Genomic DNA, 16987 nt, shown 5'->3' on the forward strand with positions numbered 1-16987 from the left:
CCCGGAAATCAACGGGAAGCCGTCCCGGAATCCGGTTTTTTCTGGATTGCATAAAGTGCGACTTCTATCACCTCTTCAGACCCTTTCAGCCGTACAACCCTTTCTTTAAACCTGAACCGCTCCACGAGCTTCATAAAGAAAAGAGGGGTTTTCAGGTCCCTGTTTTTGGCCAGGAACACGGTACCGTCCGGCTTCAGTGCACTATCCAGAAAATTAACGAGCATGTCATAGGTATTCCGATCGTAAACGACTTCGGAGCCGAATATCACATCGTAGGGCATACCATCAAAAGGAAGGCTCCAGTCTATCGAAATCACCTCAAGATTATCCAGCCCGTTCAACAAAGCATTGGCGCGAGCGAAAAGCAGGGCATCGGGCTCCACGTCGCTTATGGTAACGTCGTGGCCGCACAGAGCGGCATAAACTCCCACAAATCCCAGCCCTGCACCGATTTCAAGCATCCTTCGGCCGGGGACAACGGGCTGATTGCCCAAAAAATAGGCCAGCACAAAGCTGGGTTCCCAGAGCTTGGCCCACCACGGCAGGTGTTTTAAATGATATAGAACCTCTTCGGTTGGATTATCGAAGGTCGGGATATCATCGGTTTCAACGCGTTTTATCACATACTCTTCCAGGTTTTTTATCTGAAGCAGTTTTATCTCCTTATTGCCGAAATTTACGGGGGTGACCTCCAGTTCATACTTTTCCGAAAGCTTCTCCTGTATCTCCCGAAGCGTCATGTGCATTGGATCCGGAGACATACCTTTTCAACTCCTTCTTGAAGTTATGTAAAAATTGGGCGACAAGTTGTTACGATTTGCCCGGAGCTTATATCAAACCGTCGGAGGATGCAACCATGAGCGACAAATGCCCTTTTCGTGAGGGATGCTACATTATCGAAGAAGCCTACATTGTTCCTGCCGGTAGGGTTGACCTGGGGGTTCCTCTGTACGATGCCACACTGACGGTTGAACCCGACCCAAGCGGCCGTCTCATCACCCACGGTGCGGGGCTGGTCAGCAATGTAGCCGTTATTTCGCTTCTGGAAGATTACGACAGACTGGACATAATCATGAAGATGGGTCAGGGCTTCTGCTTCCACCTTAAGAATCCGATAATCCAGGGAGGCAAGGTGTTTTCAGATAAGGTGAAATCAAGAATTCGCTTTATCCCACAAGACTCCTTTGATCAGATCGAAGACGAGATTTTCAATCGATGGGTTACATCTCTGCGCATTGTTAATGGGAAAGACGAAAACGGGAATGGTGACTTCACAGGGAGACACAGAGACCAGGATAATACTCCGCATCCCGCGTGCCTCTGTGAGAAACCGGATTCGGAGGCACAACCGTAAAAAACCAGAGTTAATCCCGCAGACGGCACTACCCGTCTTTAACGGAAAAATCGAAGGGAATAAAAAAATGGAGCGGGAGACGGGCTTCGAACCCGCGACCCTCAGCTTGGAAGGCTGATGCTCTAGCCAGCTGAGCTACTCCCGCTTACCGCTTCTTGATTAACAAAAACTGAGAAAATCTTCAACATTTTTTTACCTTCCTTCCACCTCTGATTTTGCTTTTGTCAAATCCTATTTTTTTGTATCAAATATCGAAAAACCCTGAATCGGGAGGAGCGATATGGAGCCTTATTATTCCGACCAGGCGCGTTATGTGAACATGCTGGAGGTTTTCAGGGCACGAAGTGTAATCTACCGGGACATTCAGAGGACCCTTTTGCACGAATACTCCCGGCTTTCTGAAGAGCTCGGAGCCAGGGTCTTCGTCAAGCACGAAAATCATCTACCCACCCACTCTTTCAAGGTACGGGGTGCCGTTAATTTTATGGCCAGGGCACCCAGGGAAGTGCTCGAGAACGGAATAGTCGTTGCCACTCGAGGCAATCACGGCCTGGCGGTAGCATGGGCCGCTCAGAAACGGGGGATTCTCTGCAATGTAGTGGTGCCTGAAGGAAACGATCCCGAGGTAAACGATCTGATTCGGGCCTACGGCGCCCAGCTTATAGAACACGGGGCAGATTTTTACGAAGCTCAGGACTACTGCGAAGAGCTGGCCGAAAACGCAGGATATTATTATCTCAGACAGGGTAACGAGCCTCTTCTTCTAACGGGAATTGCCACGATGGGGCTTGAAATCTTCGAGGACCTTCCCGAGGTTGACACCATAATAATGCCCATCGGAGGAGGAACGGGCTGTGCCGCACTGGGTCTCGTAATAAAGCACATAAACCCCGATGTGGAACTAATAGGAGTGCAGGCAGAAAAAATGCCGGCTTTTTACGAATCGTGGAAGAAGGGCAAGCGGGTCACGGTTCCAAGGTCCGATACCGTGGCCGCCGGTCTTGCGGCACGCAGTGTTTTTGAACTGCCCTTTACGATTCTCAGAGACACAATACGGGATGTCGTGCTGCTGAGCGAAAGGGAGCTTATGGATGGGGTTAGACTTGCGTTAAGATATACCCAGAATCTCGCCGAGGTGGCCGGAGCGGCTTCCCTGGCCTGTGCTTTTAAAATCCGCAATCGTCTGAAGGGCAAAAAGGTGGTTCTCGTAATGACGGGAAGCAACATCTCATCACAGCTCGTAGCTCGAATTCTGGCCGGTTGATTCGTTTAATCGGTGAGAACAACTTCGTCGCGCCCATCAACCTCCTCTAAAAGAACGTGGACGTGTTGTCCCGGCAGGGTTTCTACTACCTGTCCTATGTACTGTGCACATATGGGCAACTCCCGATGGCCCCTGTCGATGAGTACCGCAAGGTGAACACGCCTGGGACGGCCGAAATCAAGGAGCCCATCCAGAGCTGCCCGGATCGTTCGTCCCGTGTAAAGTACATCGTCAACGAGAATCACATCCCTGTTGTCGATGGAGACGGGGATATGGGTGCTGCGCACGACCGGATAAGAGTGGAGTCTTGTCCAGTCATCCCTGTAAAGGTTTATGTCCAGTTTGCCCACGGGAATATCCCACGATCTGGTTTCTGCAAGCCGTTGACTAATTCTCCGGGCAAGATAGACGCCACGGGTGTGTATTCCGACCAGCAGGGCAGAACCAACGGATCCAGAAAAAGCCTCTGCAATCTCCTCAGACATTCTGGATATTATCTCTGCCATTTTTCCGGCATCCATCAAACGAACTCGCCCTTCAGCCGACATCAACTCATCTCCTCTCCACGGCAAAAAATAAACAAAGGGTACCACCGGTACCGTTAAATTTTTCCATATACTTTCATTTGCCGAAAGATCAAATTACCTGAAAACCTTAATCCCTCCTCACCGGTCGAACGCTGCTTTCATTTCGAAAAGGCAATGCGCACGGCCGTTCCGGGATGCGGAGCCCTGCTCAAAACCTCCAGGTGGCCCCCCAATTCACGAACAAGCATCTTGCAGATGGGAAGCCCAAGCCCTCTGCCGTCCGGCCGCGTCGAAAAAAAGGGAGTAAATATCTTATCCCGGTACTCTTCAGGAATCCCGATCCCCTCATCTTCAACAGAAACATAGACCCTTTTATCTTTCTCATGAGTTCTTACGGTCACGACTCCTCTGCCAAGAGAGGCCCAACAGGCATTATCGACCAATTCCTTTACCAGCCTGGCAAAAGCATTCCTGCGTCCCCGAATCACCGTACTATCCGTATCTATCCTGAGATTCACCCTTGTGCCGTAGGCTTTACCAAGCCTTTCAAGATCTCCTTTCATTTCCAGAAGAGCATCTTCCAGGCTGAAGGCCTCAACGACACCGTCTAATACGGCAGGATCAAAATGAACAAGAGACTGTTTAAGGACCACCAATCTTTCATACACCTGCCTGATCCTGCTCATTAACGCTTCGTCTCGTAATTTTTCGACTAGTGCCTCCTGAAGTAGCTTCATGATAGAATCAACCTCATCCGCCACGGCAAAGGTGGCCTTGCCCAGGGTTGCCAGCTCCTGAGACTTCTGGAGAGCAACGGTTTTCGCTCTATCTCTATCGCTCACAACTCCTACAACCCAGGCAGCCGTCAGATACAGGCCAATCTGAAGGGCATTGCCTATATTAACCCCCGGTTGAGCTTTCCATGTCATATACACGTGGGGAATATAAATTGCTGTGACCAGGCCAGAGGCCACCAGTCCGAATTTAAAACCGCCCCAGAAAGCAGCAAGGAGAATAATGAGGAAGTAGAGATCACGATAGACGGTATGAAAAATCACCTTTTCGTAGGGGGTAATGTAATGAAGAAGCGACAAAACCACAATTCCAAGACCTAAAACGGCAGCCCGTAGCGGGGTAATCTCGCCGATTTTTAGAGGTTCATTCATTTTTACTGCATCCTTTTTTGCATCCGGTTTTTTCTATTGTATAAGAAAGAGAGCTTTACTTAGAATCAAAAGGGTTAAGGTTTTTGATTATAGATCATGAGAGATAATGCCCGCAAATGAAAAGGCTTAGAAGTTTTTGGAACAAATCGGTCTTTATAAAAGCCCTAAAATCGCAAAAAGGGCTTATAGCAGGTGCGGCGCTCTGCATGATCGGCCAGACGGCTCTGGTTTTGCTTCAGCCCTGGCCGATCCGTGCCATGATTGACCATATAGTAACGTACACCGACCATTCGGGTCATTACATCGACAGGTACAGCCTCACGGAGTTTGTAATCGCTTCAATCCGCGGCTTGATCGGTCAATCTCACATTCAGTTCCTCTTCAAGAACATAGGCCTTCTGGCCCTGATCTACATTGCAAATGCCCTGTTGCTTTTTCTCCAGAATATTACCCTTGCCCGAGTCGGTCAAAACATCACCCTCGATCTCCGTAAGAAGCTGTTCAATCACCTGATATGTATGCCCCATAGTTTCTTTGAAAAGTCGCAGACAGGAGATCTAACGAGTCGGATTACTCACGACACGGCAGACACACAGGCAATGCTCGAATCCGTGCTTACCGTTCTCGTTCGCAGCATCCCCACAATAATCGGGATCATAATAATTACCTTTACCATGGACCGAATTTACGCAAGCACCTTTCTTATGGTAATACCGGTCATATACATGGCAAACCTGCAGCTTTCCAGACGCACCAAAAAAGCCCTGAAAGAACAGCGCAGGGTCGAAGGAGTTCTGTCTTCTACGGTTCAGGAGGCCTTCTCATATCATAAGGCCGTAGTCTGTCTTTCCCTGGAAGACGACCTGGTTGAGGACGTTACGGAGCGGGGGCGATTGAGTGCAGAACGAGGGGTTCAGGCCGGTCGATATCAGGGGATCTTAAGCGCAACGATGGATCTGACCATGGGGATTACCTCCCTGTTCATACTTTTCGTTGGAGTCCTCAGGATAATACACGGCTGTCTCACCGTAGGACAACTAATGGTATTTCTGAGCTATCTTAATAATCTCTTCAAACCCATCCGTGAAGTGAGTAAGTTCGCCTCGCGCTGGGCAAAATCGACAGCAGCACTTGAGCGCATTGAAGAACTTTTCTCACTGACTCCTGCCAGAATGCAGGTAAATGAAGATTCAGGGGCATTCATGGCCCCGAGGTTTCGAGGATACATTCGCTTTCACAACGTTACATTCGGTTATGACCCTTCCAGGCCGGTTCTTAAAGATTTAAATATTGCCATTTCGGCAGGCGAGAAAGTTGCGCTGGTTGGTGATTCCGGAAGCGGGAAATCCACAATACTCCAGTTATTAATGCGCCTTTACGATCCAAACGAAGGGATGATCACCATCGACGGTCAGGATATCCGAAAATTCTCTCTTAACAGCCTGAGATCCCAGATGGCCGTAGTGCTTCAGGACTCGTACATTTTCAGAATGTCCATCAAAGAGAACATAGCAATTGCAAAACCCGGGGCCACCGAAGAGGAAGTCGTTGCCGCAGCACAGGCTGCCGGTGCTCACGAATTCATAATGAAGCTACCCAACCAATACGACACAATCCTGGGCGAAGGCGGAAGTGGACTTTCGGGTGGGCAAAAAAGGAGGCTTGCCATAGCACGAGCCTTTTTGAGAAACGCTCCCATTGTGCTCCTTGACGAACCCACAGTAGGCCTGGACGCATCAACGGAAAGACAGGTTATGGAAGCCCTTGCCAGACTTACCGGCAACCGCACAACCATTATGGTAACCCATCAGCTCCACACGGTCGTAGATTTTGACCGCATCATTGTGCTCTCGGCCGGGAAAGTGGTCGAATCCGGAAAACATCAGGACCTTCTTGCCCAGAAAGGTCTTTACTACAGGCTATGGCAGGCAGGTCAGAGTAAAGATAGCCATCACAGCCCTGAGGCAATGATGGCTATCGGGGCTCAAAAAGTCAGTCCATTATCTCCATAAGTTTTCCACAACAGGGAGGGACACGGTCGCCTTTCTTCAGTTCAACGTACTTGTTGCAGGTCTGGCAGTAACACCTGCAATCCCGATCCACGATAACAACCGGATACTCTTCAACCCCGGCCTCCCCTTCTATGGCGAAGCGGGCAACGTTTTTCTTCTGAGGAATGTACTCCCCCATGGGTACGAGTTTCTTATTGAAACGGACGCAATCTACCAGCAATCGCCATAAACCTTCCAGTGAATTCGTTTCAAGATCGGATTCCGGAATAAACTCTATGTAATTTTTGTAGAATTCTATCCTCATCTCACCCTCCAAAATACAGGCCTGTTATTCCTTCTTTTCAAAGGTCTTTTTTTCACCGCAACTAGGGCATTTCTGGGGTTTGCACCTACCTTCTTTTTCAAAGCCACATACACTACATCGGTACAGGGCCATGTTTTACCTCCCTACGTTTAATAATGATTCCTATTACATTTCTAAAATATGCATACCGCACATTTAGTCAAGAAATCCACACAAAAATTTCCCACGGTGAAAGGTCGCAAACTAGAAAAGACCGCGAAATCAAGAAGGCCTGCGGCGATTCCACAACTCAATGCAGCCAAAACCCTGACTGTTTTTGGCCCCCAGGCCCGCATCAAAGGCCATGCAAAACATCTCCTCCGGAAGCCTAAGCTCGTAAACCCCGCTCCAGCCTTCTATAACCGTATCCTTGTACTTAACAACATGCTTGTTCCTGTGATCAACCAAAAAGGGCCTGATACTCCCACCATCAACGTCCTTACCAAGCCACGTGCGGACCTTACGCCTTAAATTCGCCAGCACCGTGCGCTCAAAATCATCGTCCTTAGGACTGTAATAAACCACCCTCCTGCCCCCCTGCACCCGGTCAAAAGTGCTATAGGAAACGATTGGCGAAAGAGTCCTGATATAGCAAACTTCAGCGTAAGGAGGACTTTTCAGAACCTCGACCCTGTCCAGTAACACCGGGTTCTGTCCCAGAAAAAACTCCTGCCTGGTCAGCACCCCCATCACAAAGGACTCGATAAAAGCCTCATTGGGAGAACAAACGACCAGGCTGACGGGGCCTTTAAAATTTATGTACCCGTTCTTTACGATCATCGATGCTCGAGGAAGTAGCCTTGAAAAAGTAAAAAACCTCAGAGTCCTCCGACTCTGACCATCAACAAAGCCTTTATTGTGAATTATGTCGGCCATTCGGGGGTCTAAGTGATCGTATATGAAGCCCTGGAGCATATGATTGTAATGGCAGGGCAAAATCATAGAAGACCTTTTAGGATGAATATTAAGCCGTATTCTCATAGCCCATCTTCCCGTTTACCTTTCCGGTTTATGATCGTACACCAGCCCTTAATCTCAGCAAATTCGGATCAAGTCGGGATCTGTCGATCAGTTTTTTATTTTATCAATTCTATTCTTCGGTCAAACCCCTTGTCCAATTTTTTATCACCCCCTGAGATCGCAGACCAATAAGAATCTGGTCAACATGAACCTGATGAGTTAGCCTTACTAGAAAAGGGTTAAAAAGCTCCTATTGATAAGGAAGCTTAACAGGGGTTGGGGAAATGTACATGAAAAAGATAAGCTTCTGCGGCAGTATCCGTTATGTAATTCGTGATTCTTACTGGAACGGGTCGTGCTGGACGCACAGGGACCTCTTCGACCTGGGAGCAGATCCCACGCGTTTTATTCACTATGTCGGGGGTAACGGCTTCTACTTTGATGAAGTTATCGAAGATCGCCTTTCTGAACTCGGAATCAAATACACGACGGAGGAACTGGAAGAGGTCTTCTTTCCCTTTCTGGCCCCTCACATCCGTAGAATTATCCGTATGTTCGGTTCCAATGAGCCGGAGCACATAAAGAAATGGCACGATCTATCTCAGGAAGAACTGGCAAGGCACCACGAAGACCTTCACCCCTTTGACAAACGCCGTGTTCACTTCCTGAGATGCGGTCGTATCGACATGGGGAATCTGGACTGCCGTCCCTTTAAGCACTTTAACATACTTCTGGAAAAATCCAGGGATGAGCGGGAAACCCTGATTGAAGCGATGGAAGCCAGGTTGAAACCCCGGGAAATCCGCACATATGTCTATGCGGCCTTTAATCTTCAGGACTACTTCAGGGGCAGCCTTATGCGAAACCATCCCGCTGCTCTTGATCCAGAGAAAGTTGAAGAAGTATTCCTTGATGCACTCTGCAGGCTCAACGCAGATCCTTTCTTTTTCAGAGGAGTTCCCGACCACGACCCCAAATTTCTGCACCCCTACCTCCGAAGGTACGTCATTTACTTCTTCGACTACGAGTTCGGCAGATCCCCGGGGTGGGAAGATTTCATCCGGAGCATCTTTTCGTCACAGGAATGGAGGGCTTATCAGCGGTTGAGATCGCGTAAGACGACGCCTCTGCCGGAAGCGTGTAAACTGCTCGGAATTGATGATGGGAAGCTCAACAGCATGTCCGTGAAAGACGTAACCAGGATATATCGGCAACTTGCCAAGAAGGCTCACCCCGATGCGGGGGGAGATCACGAAACCTTCATAGCCATCACTCAGGCTTATGAATCCATCATGCGGTACATGGCTCTAAAAGGCCGCTAGAAAGCTGTTTTATTTGCCCTGTACATTGTGTAATATTCTATTCAAGGGCTCTCTTATGCCCCATTTATGCCCTCTCAAGGAGATACAAAGTGCACGAGCCGGAAGTTGATGTGCTTATAACCGACGGATGCGTTATATGCCTTGATGAAAACAACTCGGTCTTCAGCCCGGGTTATGTTGCAGTTCATGACGGTAAGATAGTGGGCGTCGGCCCCGGTAATCCTCCAGAAGTCTTCGGCAAGAATGCCCGGGAAATCGTGAAATCAACGGGCTGCGTCGTTTTACCCGGTCTCGTCAACGCCCACACTCATGCGGCCATGACGATCTTTCGCGGCATTGCCGATGACCTGCCTTTGATGGAGTGGCTTCAGAAGCACATATTCCCCGCAGAAAGCAAACTTACCGAAGAATGGGTTTACTGGGGCACTCTACTGGGGTGTGCCGAAATGATAGCCGGCGGCACCACCTGTTTTTGCGACATGTATCTCTTCGAAAGCGCTGTGGCAAAAGCTGCCGACGAATCGGGCATGAGGGCTCTGGTGGGAGAAGTCCTGTACGACTTCCCTTCGCCTAACTACGGTCCTCCCGAAAAAGGGATTCTGTACACGGAGAATCTGATAAAGGAATGGCAGGGTCACGGGAGAGTCCGAATTGCCGTTGAGCCTCACGCAACCTACACGTGCTCTCCCGAACTTCTCCGAAAATGTCGTGAACTGGCAAACCGGTTTGAAGCCCCTCTCGTAATTCACCTTTCGGAAACCCTCGACGAAGTTGAAAAATGCAGATCCGACTACGGCTGTACCCCTGTTGAACACCTTAACAGACTGGGGATCTTCGACAATCACACAATTGCGGCTCACTGCGTGCACCTGACCGACGAAGACATACGAATCCTCCAGGAAAAAGGAGTCTATGCCGTTCATAATCCTCAAAGCAACCTCAAGCTGGCTTCCGGTGTTTCACCGCTCCCCAAACTCATGTCTTCGAAAGTAAAGGTTGCACTGGGGACCGACGGCCCCGCCAGCAACAACGATCTGGACATGTTCGGCGAGATGGACACATGCGCCAAACTCCATAAAGCCGTTTTCAGAGATCCCACCGTTCTTCCGGCCCGAGACGTTCTTGCTCTGGCAACAATAAATGGAGCAGAGGCACTGGGCTTTCAGAGGGTCGGTCGGTTAAAAGAAGGATTTTTTGCGGATCTGATTATCCTTGACTTCCGGAAGCCTCATCTTACCCCCTGTTACGACCCGGTAAGCCACCTCGTGTATGCCGTTCGGTCATCCGATGTTAGGGATGTAATGGTAAACGGCAGATGGATATTTCGAAACGGCGAACACATCACCCTGGATGTTGAAAAAATATCCCATCATGTAAAGCGCATTGCGTCACAGATAAAGGGTTCATGAAAGATGGCAGAAGATCGAAGTATTGCAGTTGATCTGCTACTGACGAACGCGGATTTCGTGGTAACCTGCGACAAAGCTCATAGGGTCATAAAAAACGGGGCAGTCGCCGTAAAGGCAGGCAAAATCTCAGCCGTTGGCCCGTCCCATGAGATAATTGCCCAATACAGGTCTGAAGTTCAGTTAGACATGTCAGGCCACATACTGATGCCGGGGCTTGTAAACTGCCATGTCCATGCGCCGATGACACTTTTTAGAGGACTCGGAGACGACCTGCCCCTTGAAAAATGGCTTTTCAACCTGATATTTCCGGCCGAAAGCCGCTGGATGAGGTCTTCTGAAAACGTCTATCTCGGGGCTCTACTGGCCTGTAGCGAAATGCTCCTTGGAGGAACCACTACCTTTTGTGACGGATATTTCTTTGAAGAGCAGGTAGCTCTTGCCGCCGAAGCTGCGGGAATCAGAGCGGTTGTGGCTCAGGGAATCCTTGATTTTCCCACACCCGATTGCCCGAACCCCGAAAGGCGCTTCAAAAGGGCAGAAGAGTTCCTCTCCGGAGTGAATCAAACGGATATGATCTTCCCCGCTCTCTTCTGTCACGCTCCTTACACCTGTTCGCCGGAAACCATAGGCACCATTCATTCCCTGTGCAGGCATCACAACATACCCTTTCTTATGCACCTTTCGGAAACCTCAGAAGAAGTCAATTCCGTGAAGGCAAAATACGGAGTTACTCCCGGAAGGCTCCTGCAAAGCCTTGGTGTCATCGACCGGCACTGCATCTTTATCCACGGAGTCTGGCTTGACGACGACGAGCTGAAGACGATAAAGGACCGGGGAAGCCGTCTCGTTCACTGTCCGGAAAGCAACCTGAAGCTTGCCTCGGGTATTGCGAATGTTCCAAAGTGGCTGGATCTGGAAATTCCCTTCGGCATCGGAACCGACGGAGCCGCCAGCAATAACAACCTGGACATGTTTGGCGAAATGAGAACCGCCGCCCAGCTTCACAAGGGAATTTTTCTCGATCCGACTCTGTGCAATGCCGCCGAAATCCTTCACAGTGCAACCCTTAAAGGGGCCGAGGTGTTGGGCCTTGAGCCCTTAATCGGCAGCATAGAACCGGGAAAATATGCCGACATTATAGCTCTGAGTCTGAAAAGCCCACACCTGACACCCCTATACGATCCTCTGTCTCACATAGTTTATGCGGCCAAGGCATCCGATGTTCGACACGTATGGGTAGGGGGAAAGCAGGTGGTTTACGGTGGGACATTGCTGTCGGTTGATGTGCAGGATATTATAGATAGTGTTGAAAAACTGAGCAGAGAAATCCTGAAGAAATAGGAGGAGTTCGAAGGGATACATGTCCTTTAAGTATGATGTAATCGTTGTAGGGGCGGGACATGCCGGTTGTGAGGCGGCTTTGGCCTCGGCACGGCTGGGTTGCAAAACGCTGTTGCTTTCCATTTTTCTCGATACCGTTGCCCACATGCCCTGTTCGCCTTCCGTCGGAGGTATTGCAAAAGGGCATCTTGTAAGAGAAATCGATGCCCTTGGTGGATACATGGCCAGGATCACAGACCGCACGGCCATTCAGTTCAGGGTACTTAATACGAAAAAGGGGCCTGCCGTCAGAGGAACACGGACACAGAACGACAAGGTTCGCTATCGAACCCTGATGAAACACGTAATAGAGCAGACGGAGAATCTTTCTCTCAAGCAGGCCCTGGTGGAAGAACTCGTGATCGAGAACGGACATGTAAAGGGAGTGATAGACCAGATCGGAAATTTTTACGAAGGGGAAGCGGTGGTTCTTGCCACGGGCACATTTCTACACGGCCTTATACACATAGGCCCACGGCAGATCCCGGCAGGAAGGGCGGGAGAATTTCCTTCCAATCGTCTTGCCGATCAACTGGTTGAGCTGGGGTTCACTCTCGGCCGCATGAAGACCGGAACACCTGCGAGAATACACCGAAGAAGTATCGATTTCTCGGTTCTTGAAGAACAGAAAGGCGATGAGAACCCCCGTCCTTTTTCTCTTTTCACGACCCGTATAGAACTACCTCAGGTGTCCTGCTACATCGGACGCACCACCAGAGAAACTCACAAGATCGTAAGAGACAACATAATGTTCTCACCTCTTTACAACGGAACCATAACGGGAGTATCCGCGCGCTACTGTCCCTCTCTTGAAGACAAGGTAATGAAATTTCCTCATAAAGAATATCATCAGGTCATTCTTGAGCCCGAAGGTCTGGACACCGAGGAGATTTACGCCAGCGGCACGGGTAATTCCCTGCCCTTCGAAATTCAGCTAAAAATAATTCACTCCATACCAGGCCTTGAAGAGGCCGAGGTAATGAGGCCGGCTTATGCCATTGAATACGATTTCGTCCAGCCCACTCAGCTCACCCCAACCCTTGAGACGAAGCTGGTCAAGGGACTTTTTCTTGCCGGTCAGATTAACGGAACATCGGGCTATGAGGAGGCTGCGGCGCAGGGTCTGTGGGCGGGCATCAATGCGGCGCTGAAGGTTCAAAAACGTCCGCCCTTTATTCTCGACCGCTCCGAAGCATATATGGCAGTTCTGGTGGACGACCTGGTGACCAGGGGCACGAATGAACCTTATCGGATGTTCACCTCCAGAGCAGAATACCGCCTTCTTTTAAGAGAAGACAACGCAGATTTGAGACTCCTGGAAAAGGGCTATCGGTTGGGTCTTCACGACCGGGACACCTATAAAGAGCTGATTGAAAGACGCAGGGCTATAGAAGAAGAGCTGAAGAGGTTGAAGTCGACGATTATAAGGCCGTCTGAGCCTGTTAACTCACACCTGGAAAGCCGCAATTCTGCACCGATATCGGAGCCTACTTCACTCGACAAACTGCTAAAAAGGCCGGAGCTTTCCTATGACGACATAGAGTTACTATCCCCACCGCCACACCCGCTTTCGGACCGCGTAAAAGAACAGGTCGAAATCATGTGTAAATATGAAGGCTACATAAAACGGCAGGAAGCGGAGGTAAGGAAATTTAAGCATCTGGAAAAAATACTCCTTCCTGAGGATTTTCCGTACCAGGAAATACCGGGCCTTTCCAACGAAATAAAAGAAAAGCTCACGGCGATACGGCCCCGATCTCTCGGGCAGGCATCGCGCATTCCCGGCATTACACCGGCTGCCCTTTCCATACTTATGGTTTTTCTAAAGAAAAAACAGGCCGGTTCCGAACCCGGGACGGCCGTAGCCGAAGCATAAGGAGCAAAACACGATGATCACGGTAGAAGACGAAAGATACCTGGTTGACCTGTGTGAGGAAGCGGCAGAGGCAATCATGTCCTACTACAGGGGCACTTACGAAACGACCACCAAAGAAGACCGATCCCCTCTTACCGAAGCCGACAGGGCCTCTCATCGTCTCATCGTAAGTGCACTGAAAAAAAGATGGCCCGACATACCTGTGGTTTCAGAAGAAGGTTTGCTGGTTGACTTCGGAAAAAGAAAAGCCTGGAATTATTTCTGGCTTGTTGATCCTCTCGACGGTACCAAAGAATTCATCCACGGAGACGACGAGTTCACCGTTAACATTGCTTTAATAGAGGGAACTAAGCCCTTCTTCGGCATAGTTTATGTGCCTGTAACAAAAAGGGCTTACATCGGACACAGGGAAAGGGGTGCATATCTAATCCAGAACGGCTCAAAAATCCCGTTGCGTGCATCCTCGAACTGGCACAAAGAGAGGTTTAAAGTCGCCGTAAGCCGTTCTCACCTCGACAGCCACACCCGGGCATTCCTTGAACATTTTAAGGACCTCTGCGAGCCCGTGGTGAGGGGCAGTTCTTTAAAATTCTGCTCTGTTGCAGAAGGCTCGGTGGATTTTTACTTGCGCTTCGGGCCCACCTGGGAATGGGATACGGCCGCCGGACAGGCCGTTGTGGAAGCTGCGGGAGGCAGTGTCCTGACCATCCCTTCCGACAAAGACCTTACCTACAACAAGCCCGACCTGAAAAACGGCCCTTTTATAGTGCTATCCGGCAGAGAAGCCTATTTGAAAAGCCCTTTCCGGAAATGGATCGGCTCCCGGGAATTGTAGGCGCGTAAGCTCAGGAAGCCGCCCCGCCGAAAGTATCAGCCGGAGCGAAAAGGCCCTGACAACTCGAAAGGTTTGCCGGTTTTGGGTCCGGCATCACGGAAAAAGGACAAGGGTACAGCAATGAAGGCCTTTTCGTATGTTCAACCACCAAAACCACCTTCCGGCCACCAGGCCCAGAACCCATTGTCAGGACCCGGAGTAGCCCGTTCGAAAAAATCGCACTTTTATAATTCTTGACTTTTCTGATTTTTTATTTTTTTATTCGCTGCCCGCTGAAATTGTCGATAATTTTGTGTACAGGAGGCTTTTGTGAAATGCGCAAAGCGCTTTAAGATTGCGGTTTTCCCATACATCGGAGCATCGTTCCCTGGGCGATATCACCGGGTCTTGCGGATAAGCCTAAAGCACTTCTCTTAAGAAAGGAGTTAAAGAAAGATGTCTCTCAGGCAAAAGCTCTTAATAGGCGGATTTTCGTTCATTGCTGTACCGCTTGTGGTTTTGGCTCTGTTTGTGTATTTCAAAGCCAAAGCAGAATCTACGAGGGTGGGAAGGGATAATATTATGAACACCACCCGGCTTACCGCTCTGGCTGTCAAGGAAGTCATGGACGGACAACTGAACCTAGTCAAAAGTCTTTCTCTTAATCCCGTTGCAGTGAAGACTGCTCAGGGCGATTCAGAAGCTCTGACTGAAGCTTCAGCCCTCCTAGAAAAAGCTAATGCAAAACTCGGTAACATCTACGAGGTATTATTCATAACCGATAGCTCGGGAAACATAGTAGCAGACAGTGCCGGCGGCAGTTACAGAAATATCAATATATCCGATAGAGATTACCGGAAAGAAGCAATGCGGGGAGAACCCGTTATCGGCGACATGGTGGTTTCCAAAAAATCCGGGGAACCGATATTCCCCATCGCCGTTCCTCTGACAGACGATGGCGGGAAAGTTGTTGGTGTACTGGCAGGTGCATTGAAACCAGACCCCCTTATCAACCTTATAACGAGGTTCAAAGCTTCAGAGACGAGTTACACCTTTATGTTGGATCAAACCGGGACCGTAATTGCCCATCCCGATAAGAGCTTGATACTCAAAATGAATTTCAAGCAGACGGCGGGACTGGAAGAACTCGCCAGCATAATGACAAGTGGTCGGGAAGCCTTCGTGGAATATTCTTACGGGGGAGCTAAAAAAGTAGGAGCCGTCGCTCCTGTGGGTATTAACGGCTGGAGTATCGGTACGGCCGAGGATATATCCACATTTATGAAAACGGCGATCTCTATTCGCAACTCTACCGCCCTCGCCGCTCTCATTTTCTTGATACTGGGTGGAATAGTTATCTACTTCTTTGCAGCGTCTATAACCAAACCGGTTTTCCGAATTTCCGAAGGGCTGATGGCGGCGGCGGATCAAATAAATGCGGCAGCCGAAGAGGTGGCTGCGTCCACTCAGGAACTGGCAGAAGGTGCCTCCAGTCAGGCGGCCTCCCTTGAAGAATCATCTTCGGCTCTTGAGGAGCTTTCCTCCATGACCCGTCAGAATGCCGAAAATGCCGATCAAGCGGCATCCCTAATGAAGCACACGGTTCAGGCAGTGGAAACCGCCCACAACGCCATGAACCGGATTTCAACAGCGATGGACGAAATTGATAAGGCAAGTAACGAGACTCAAAAGATTATCAAGACCATAGACGAGATTGCCTTTCAGACCAATCTTCTGGCTCTTAACGCCGCTGTGGAAGCAGCCAGAGCAGGGGAAGCCGGCGCAGGGTTTGCTGTTGTGGCCGATGAAGTCCGATCCCTTGCCCTGAGATCCGCGGAGGCGGCGAAAAATACGGCCAAACTCATTGAACAGACAGTCAACAGGGTTCGAGAAGGCGTTGATGTTGTTGGGAAAGCATCTGAGGCTTTCGCTGAGGTTAAAAACGCAACGAGTAAAGTAGAAGAGCTGATAGGTGAGGTATCGGCTGCATCCAGAGAACAGGCAGAGGGAATCAACCAGCTGAACACAGCCGTTTCTGATCTGGATAAGGTGGTTCAGCAAAATGCGGCTAGGGCGGAAGAATCGGCTGCCACTTCAGAAGAGCTCAATGCTCAGGCCGCTCAGATGAGGGACTATGTGGCTCAGCTCCTTGTCGTTATAGGTGCAGGCGATTCGGTAGAAAAACTTCAAAAAGAGCAGGAAAAGAAGCTTGCAGCAGCCATGACCAGGGTTAAAAAAACGGCCGCCCCGGCTGCCAGAGCTTCCACTCCTGCTAAAAAGGCCGCTCTGAAGCGGGCGGAGACCGAAGACAAAGAGGTAAATCCGCAGGCCGTTATTCCGATGGATGAAGATTTCTAATCTGGAAACTCCGGCCGGCCGCTAATCTCCCGTTTTTGCGATCAGACCGAAGAATCTTCCGGGCTCTTCGGTCTGATCTATTTTCAACCTTCAGCATAGGCAAATTTGCATGATCATGGTGAGATCTTCTCCAACCGACTAAAAAGTGCAGCTTGTAAGCTATCAGGTTGACTTACTTTTCGTGGAGCTCGAGCAGATCGTT

Annotated in this window: 15 protein-coding genes and 1 tRNA gene; 9 read left to right on the plus strand and 7 right to left on the minus strand. The window is 49.7% G+C overall.

Annotated features, from left to right (window positions below; genetic code table 11):
- Window positions 1-8: 8 nt before the first annotated feature.
- Window positions 9-761, minus strand: a complete 753-nt coding sequence (locus BM091_RS00180; protein ID WP_093392480.1) for a class I SAM-dependent methyltransferase — start codon at window positions 759-761, stop codon at window positions 9-11.
- 95 nt (window positions 762-856) lie between these two features.
- On the opposite strand from BM091_RS00180, the gene BM091_RS00185 reads away from it, so the two are divergent.
- On the plus strand, window positions 857-1354 hold the full coding sequence (locus BM091_RS00185; RefSeq protein ID WP_093392482.1) for a hypothetical protein: 498 nt from the start codon (window positions 857-859) through the stop codon (window positions 1352-1354).
- Window positions 1355-1422: 68 nt separating this feature from the next.
- Here BM091_RS00185 and BM091_RS00190 read toward each other — a convergent pair.
- Window positions 1423-1499: transfer RNA gene (locus BM091_RS00190), tRNA-Gly, on the minus strand.
- A 135-nt stretch (window positions 1500-1634) separates the two neighbouring features.
- Between BM091_RS00190 and BM091_RS00195 the strand changes: the two genes are divergently transcribed.
- Entirely contained in the window at window positions 1635-2618 is a 984-nt protein-coding gene (locus tag BM091_RS00195; protein WP_093392484.1) for a threonine ammonia-lyase, read from the plus strand.
- A 5-nt stretch (window positions 2619-2623) separates the two neighbouring features.
- Here the strand turns inward: BM091_RS00195 and pyrR are convergent, their stop codons facing one another.
- Window positions 2624-3166: a bifunctional pyr operon transcriptional regulator/uracil phosphoribosyltransferase PyrR gene (gene pyrR, locus BM091_RS00200; protein ID WP_093392486.1), complete on the minus strand. Its 543-nt coding sequence runs from the start codon at window positions 3164-3166 to the stop codon at window positions 2624-2626.
- Window positions 3167-3303: 137 nt separating this feature from the next.
- Window positions 3304-4311 carry an ATP-binding protein gene (locus BM091_RS00205; RefSeq protein ID WP_093392488.1) on the minus strand — a complete coding sequence of 336 codons (1008 nt, stop codon included), beginning with the start codon at window positions 4309-4311 and terminating at the stop codon, window positions 3304-3306.
- Window positions 4312-4427: 116 nt separating this feature from the next.
- On the opposite strand from BM091_RS00205, the gene BM091_RS00210 reads away from it, so the two are divergent.
- Window positions 4428-6323 (plus strand): ABC transporter ATP-binding protein, encoded by a 1896-nt coding sequence (locus BM091_RS00210; RefSeq protein ID WP_093392490.1) that lies wholly within the window; start codon window positions 4428-4430, stop codon window positions 6321-6323.
- On the opposite strand, the gene BM091_RS00215 is transcribed toward BM091_RS00210, so the two are convergent.
- From BM091_RS00215 to cas6, 3 genes are all read right to left on the minus strand, one after another.
- Window positions 6304-6627 carry a hypothetical protein gene (locus BM091_RS00215; RefSeq protein WP_093392492.1) on the minus strand — a complete coding sequence of 108 codons (324 nt, stop codon included), beginning with the start codon at window positions 6625-6627 and terminating at the stop codon, window positions 6304-6306. The two genes, BM091_RS00210 and BM091_RS00215, sit on opposite strands and share 20 nt — an antisense overlap.
- 24 nt (window positions 6628-6651) lie before the next feature.
- Window positions 6652-6759 carry an RCKP-type rubredoxin-like domain-containing protein gene (locus BM091_RS14450; protein WP_093392494.1) on the minus strand — a complete coding sequence of 36 codons (108 nt, stop codon included), beginning with the start codon at window positions 6757-6759 and terminating at the stop codon, window positions 6652-6654.
- A gap of 129 nt (window positions 6760-6888) precedes the next feature.
- Window positions 6889-7647, minus strand: a complete 759-nt coding sequence (cas6, locus tag BM091_RS00225) for a CRISPR-associated endoribonuclease Cas6 (RefSeq protein WP_093392496.1) — start codon at window positions 7645-7647, stop codon at window positions 6889-6891.
- Between the two features lie 263 nt (window positions 7648-7910).
- Here cas6 and BM091_RS00230 point away from each other — a divergent pair, with 263 nt between their 5' ends.
- The 6 genes from BM091_RS00230 to BM091_RS14020 all read left to right on the plus strand — a co-directional run bounded on the left by BM091_RS00230 (window position 7911) and on the right by BM091_RS14020 (window position 16785).
- The gene (locus BM091_RS00230) at window positions 7911-8948 is read left to right on the plus strand and encodes a J domain-containing protein (RefSeq protein WP_093392498.1); all 1038 of its coding nucleotides are present in this window, start codon (window positions 7911-7913) and stop codon (window positions 8946-8948) included.
- Between the two features lie 89 nt (window positions 8949-9037).
- Window positions 9038-10357 carry an amidohydrolase gene (locus BM091_RS00235; RefSeq protein ID WP_093392500.1) on the plus strand — a complete coding sequence of 440 codons (1320 nt, stop codon included), beginning with the start codon at window positions 9038-9040 and terminating at the stop codon, window positions 10355-10357.
- A gap of 3 nt (window positions 10358-10360) precedes the next feature.
- Complete coding sequence (locus BM091_RS00240) at window positions 10361-11698, plus strand: amidohydrolase family protein (RefSeq protein WP_093392502.1); 1338 nt, start codon at window positions 10361-10363, stop codon at window positions 11696-11698.
- Window positions 11699-11717: 19 nt separating this feature from the next.
- Window positions 11718-13613: a tRNA uridine-5-carboxymethylaminomethyl(34) synthesis enzyme MnmG gene (gene mnmG, locus BM091_RS00245; protein WP_093392504.1), complete on the plus strand. Its 1896-nt coding sequence runs from the start codon at window positions 11718-11720 to the stop codon at window positions 13611-13613.
- Window positions 13614-13626: 13 nt separating this feature from the next.
- Window positions 13627-14448 carry a 3'(2'),5'-bisphosphate nucleotidase CysQ gene (gene cysQ, locus BM091_RS00250; RefSeq protein ID WP_093392506.1) on the plus strand — a complete coding sequence of 274 codons (822 nt, stop codon included), beginning with the start codon at window positions 13627-13629 and terminating at the stop codon, window positions 14446-14448.
- A 435-nt stretch (window positions 14449-14883) separates the two neighbouring features.
- The gene (locus BM091_RS14020; RefSeq protein WP_093392508.1) at window positions 14884-16785 is read left to right on the plus strand and encodes a methyl-accepting chemotaxis protein; all 1902 of its coding nucleotides are present in this window, start codon (window positions 14884-14886) and stop codon (window positions 16783-16785) included.
- Window positions 16786-16987: the final 202 nt, after the last annotated feature.

The sequence above is a fragment of the Thermodesulforhabdus norvegica genome, from assembly GCF_900114975.1.
GTDB classification, from domain to species: Bacteria; Desulfobacterota; Syntrophobacteria; order Syntrophobacterales; family Thermodesulforhabdaceae; genus Thermodesulforhabdus; species Thermodesulforhabdus norvegica.

What these genes read in the sequence shown, in the direction of transcription:
- BM091_RS14020 (WP_093392508.1), top strand. Translation starts at nt 14,884, where the DNA reads ATGTCTCTCAGGCAAAAGCTCTTAATAGGCGGATTTTCGTTCATTGCT.
- BM091_RS00230 (WP_093392498.1), top strand. Translation starts at nt 7,911, where the DNA reads ATGTACATGAAAAAGATAAGCTTCTGCGGCAGTATCCGTTATGTAATT.
- pyrR (WP_093392486.1), bottom strand. Translation starts at nt 3,166, where the DNA reads ATGTCGGCTGAAGGGCGAGTTCGTTTGATGGATGCCGGAAAAATGGCA.
- BM091_RS00185 (WP_093392482.1), top strand. Translation starts at nt 857, where the DNA reads ATGAGCGACAAATGCCCTTTTCGTGAGGGATGCTACATTATCGAAGAA.
- mnmG (WP_093392504.1), top strand. Translation starts at nt 11,718, where the DNA reads ATGTCCTTTAAGTATGATGTAATCGTTGTAGGGGCGGGACATGCCGGT.
- BM091_RS00205 (WP_093392488.1), bottom strand. Translation starts at nt 4,311, where the DNA reads ATGAATGAACCTCTAAAAATCGGCGAGATTACCCCGCTACGGGCTGCC.
- BM091_RS00210 (WP_093392490.1), top strand. Translation starts at nt 4,428, where the DNA reads ATGAAAAGGCTTAGAAGTTTTTGGAACAAATCGGTCTTTATAAAAGCC.
- BM091_RS00240 (WP_093392502.1), top strand. Translation starts at nt 10,361, where the DNA reads ATGGCAGAAGATCGAAGTATTGCAGTTGATCTGCTACTGACGAACGCG.
- cas6 (WP_093392496.1), bottom strand. Translation starts at nt 7,647, where the DNA reads ATGAGAATACGGCTTAATATTCATCCTAAAAGGTCTTCTATGATTTTG.
- BM091_RS00180 (WP_093392480.1), bottom strand. Translation starts at nt 761, where the DNA reads ATGTCTCCGGATCCAATGCACATGACGCTTCGGGAGATACAGGAGAAG.
- BM091_RS00195 (WP_093392484.1), top strand. Translation starts at nt 1,635, where the DNA reads ATGGAGCCTTATTATTCCGACCAGGCGCGTTATGTGAACATGCTGGAG.
- BM091_RS00215 (WP_093392492.1), bottom strand. Translation starts at nt 6,627, where the DNA reads ATGAGGATAGAATTCTACAAAAATTACATAGAGTTTATTCCGGAATCC.
- BM091_RS14450 (WP_093392494.1), bottom strand. Translation starts at nt 6,759, where the DNA reads ATGGCCCTGTACCGATGTAGTGTATGTGGCTTTGAAAAAGAAGGTAGG.
- cysQ (WP_093392506.1), top strand. Translation starts at nt 13,627, where the DNA reads ATGATCACGGTAGAAGACGAAAGATACCTGGTTGACCTGTGTGAGGAA.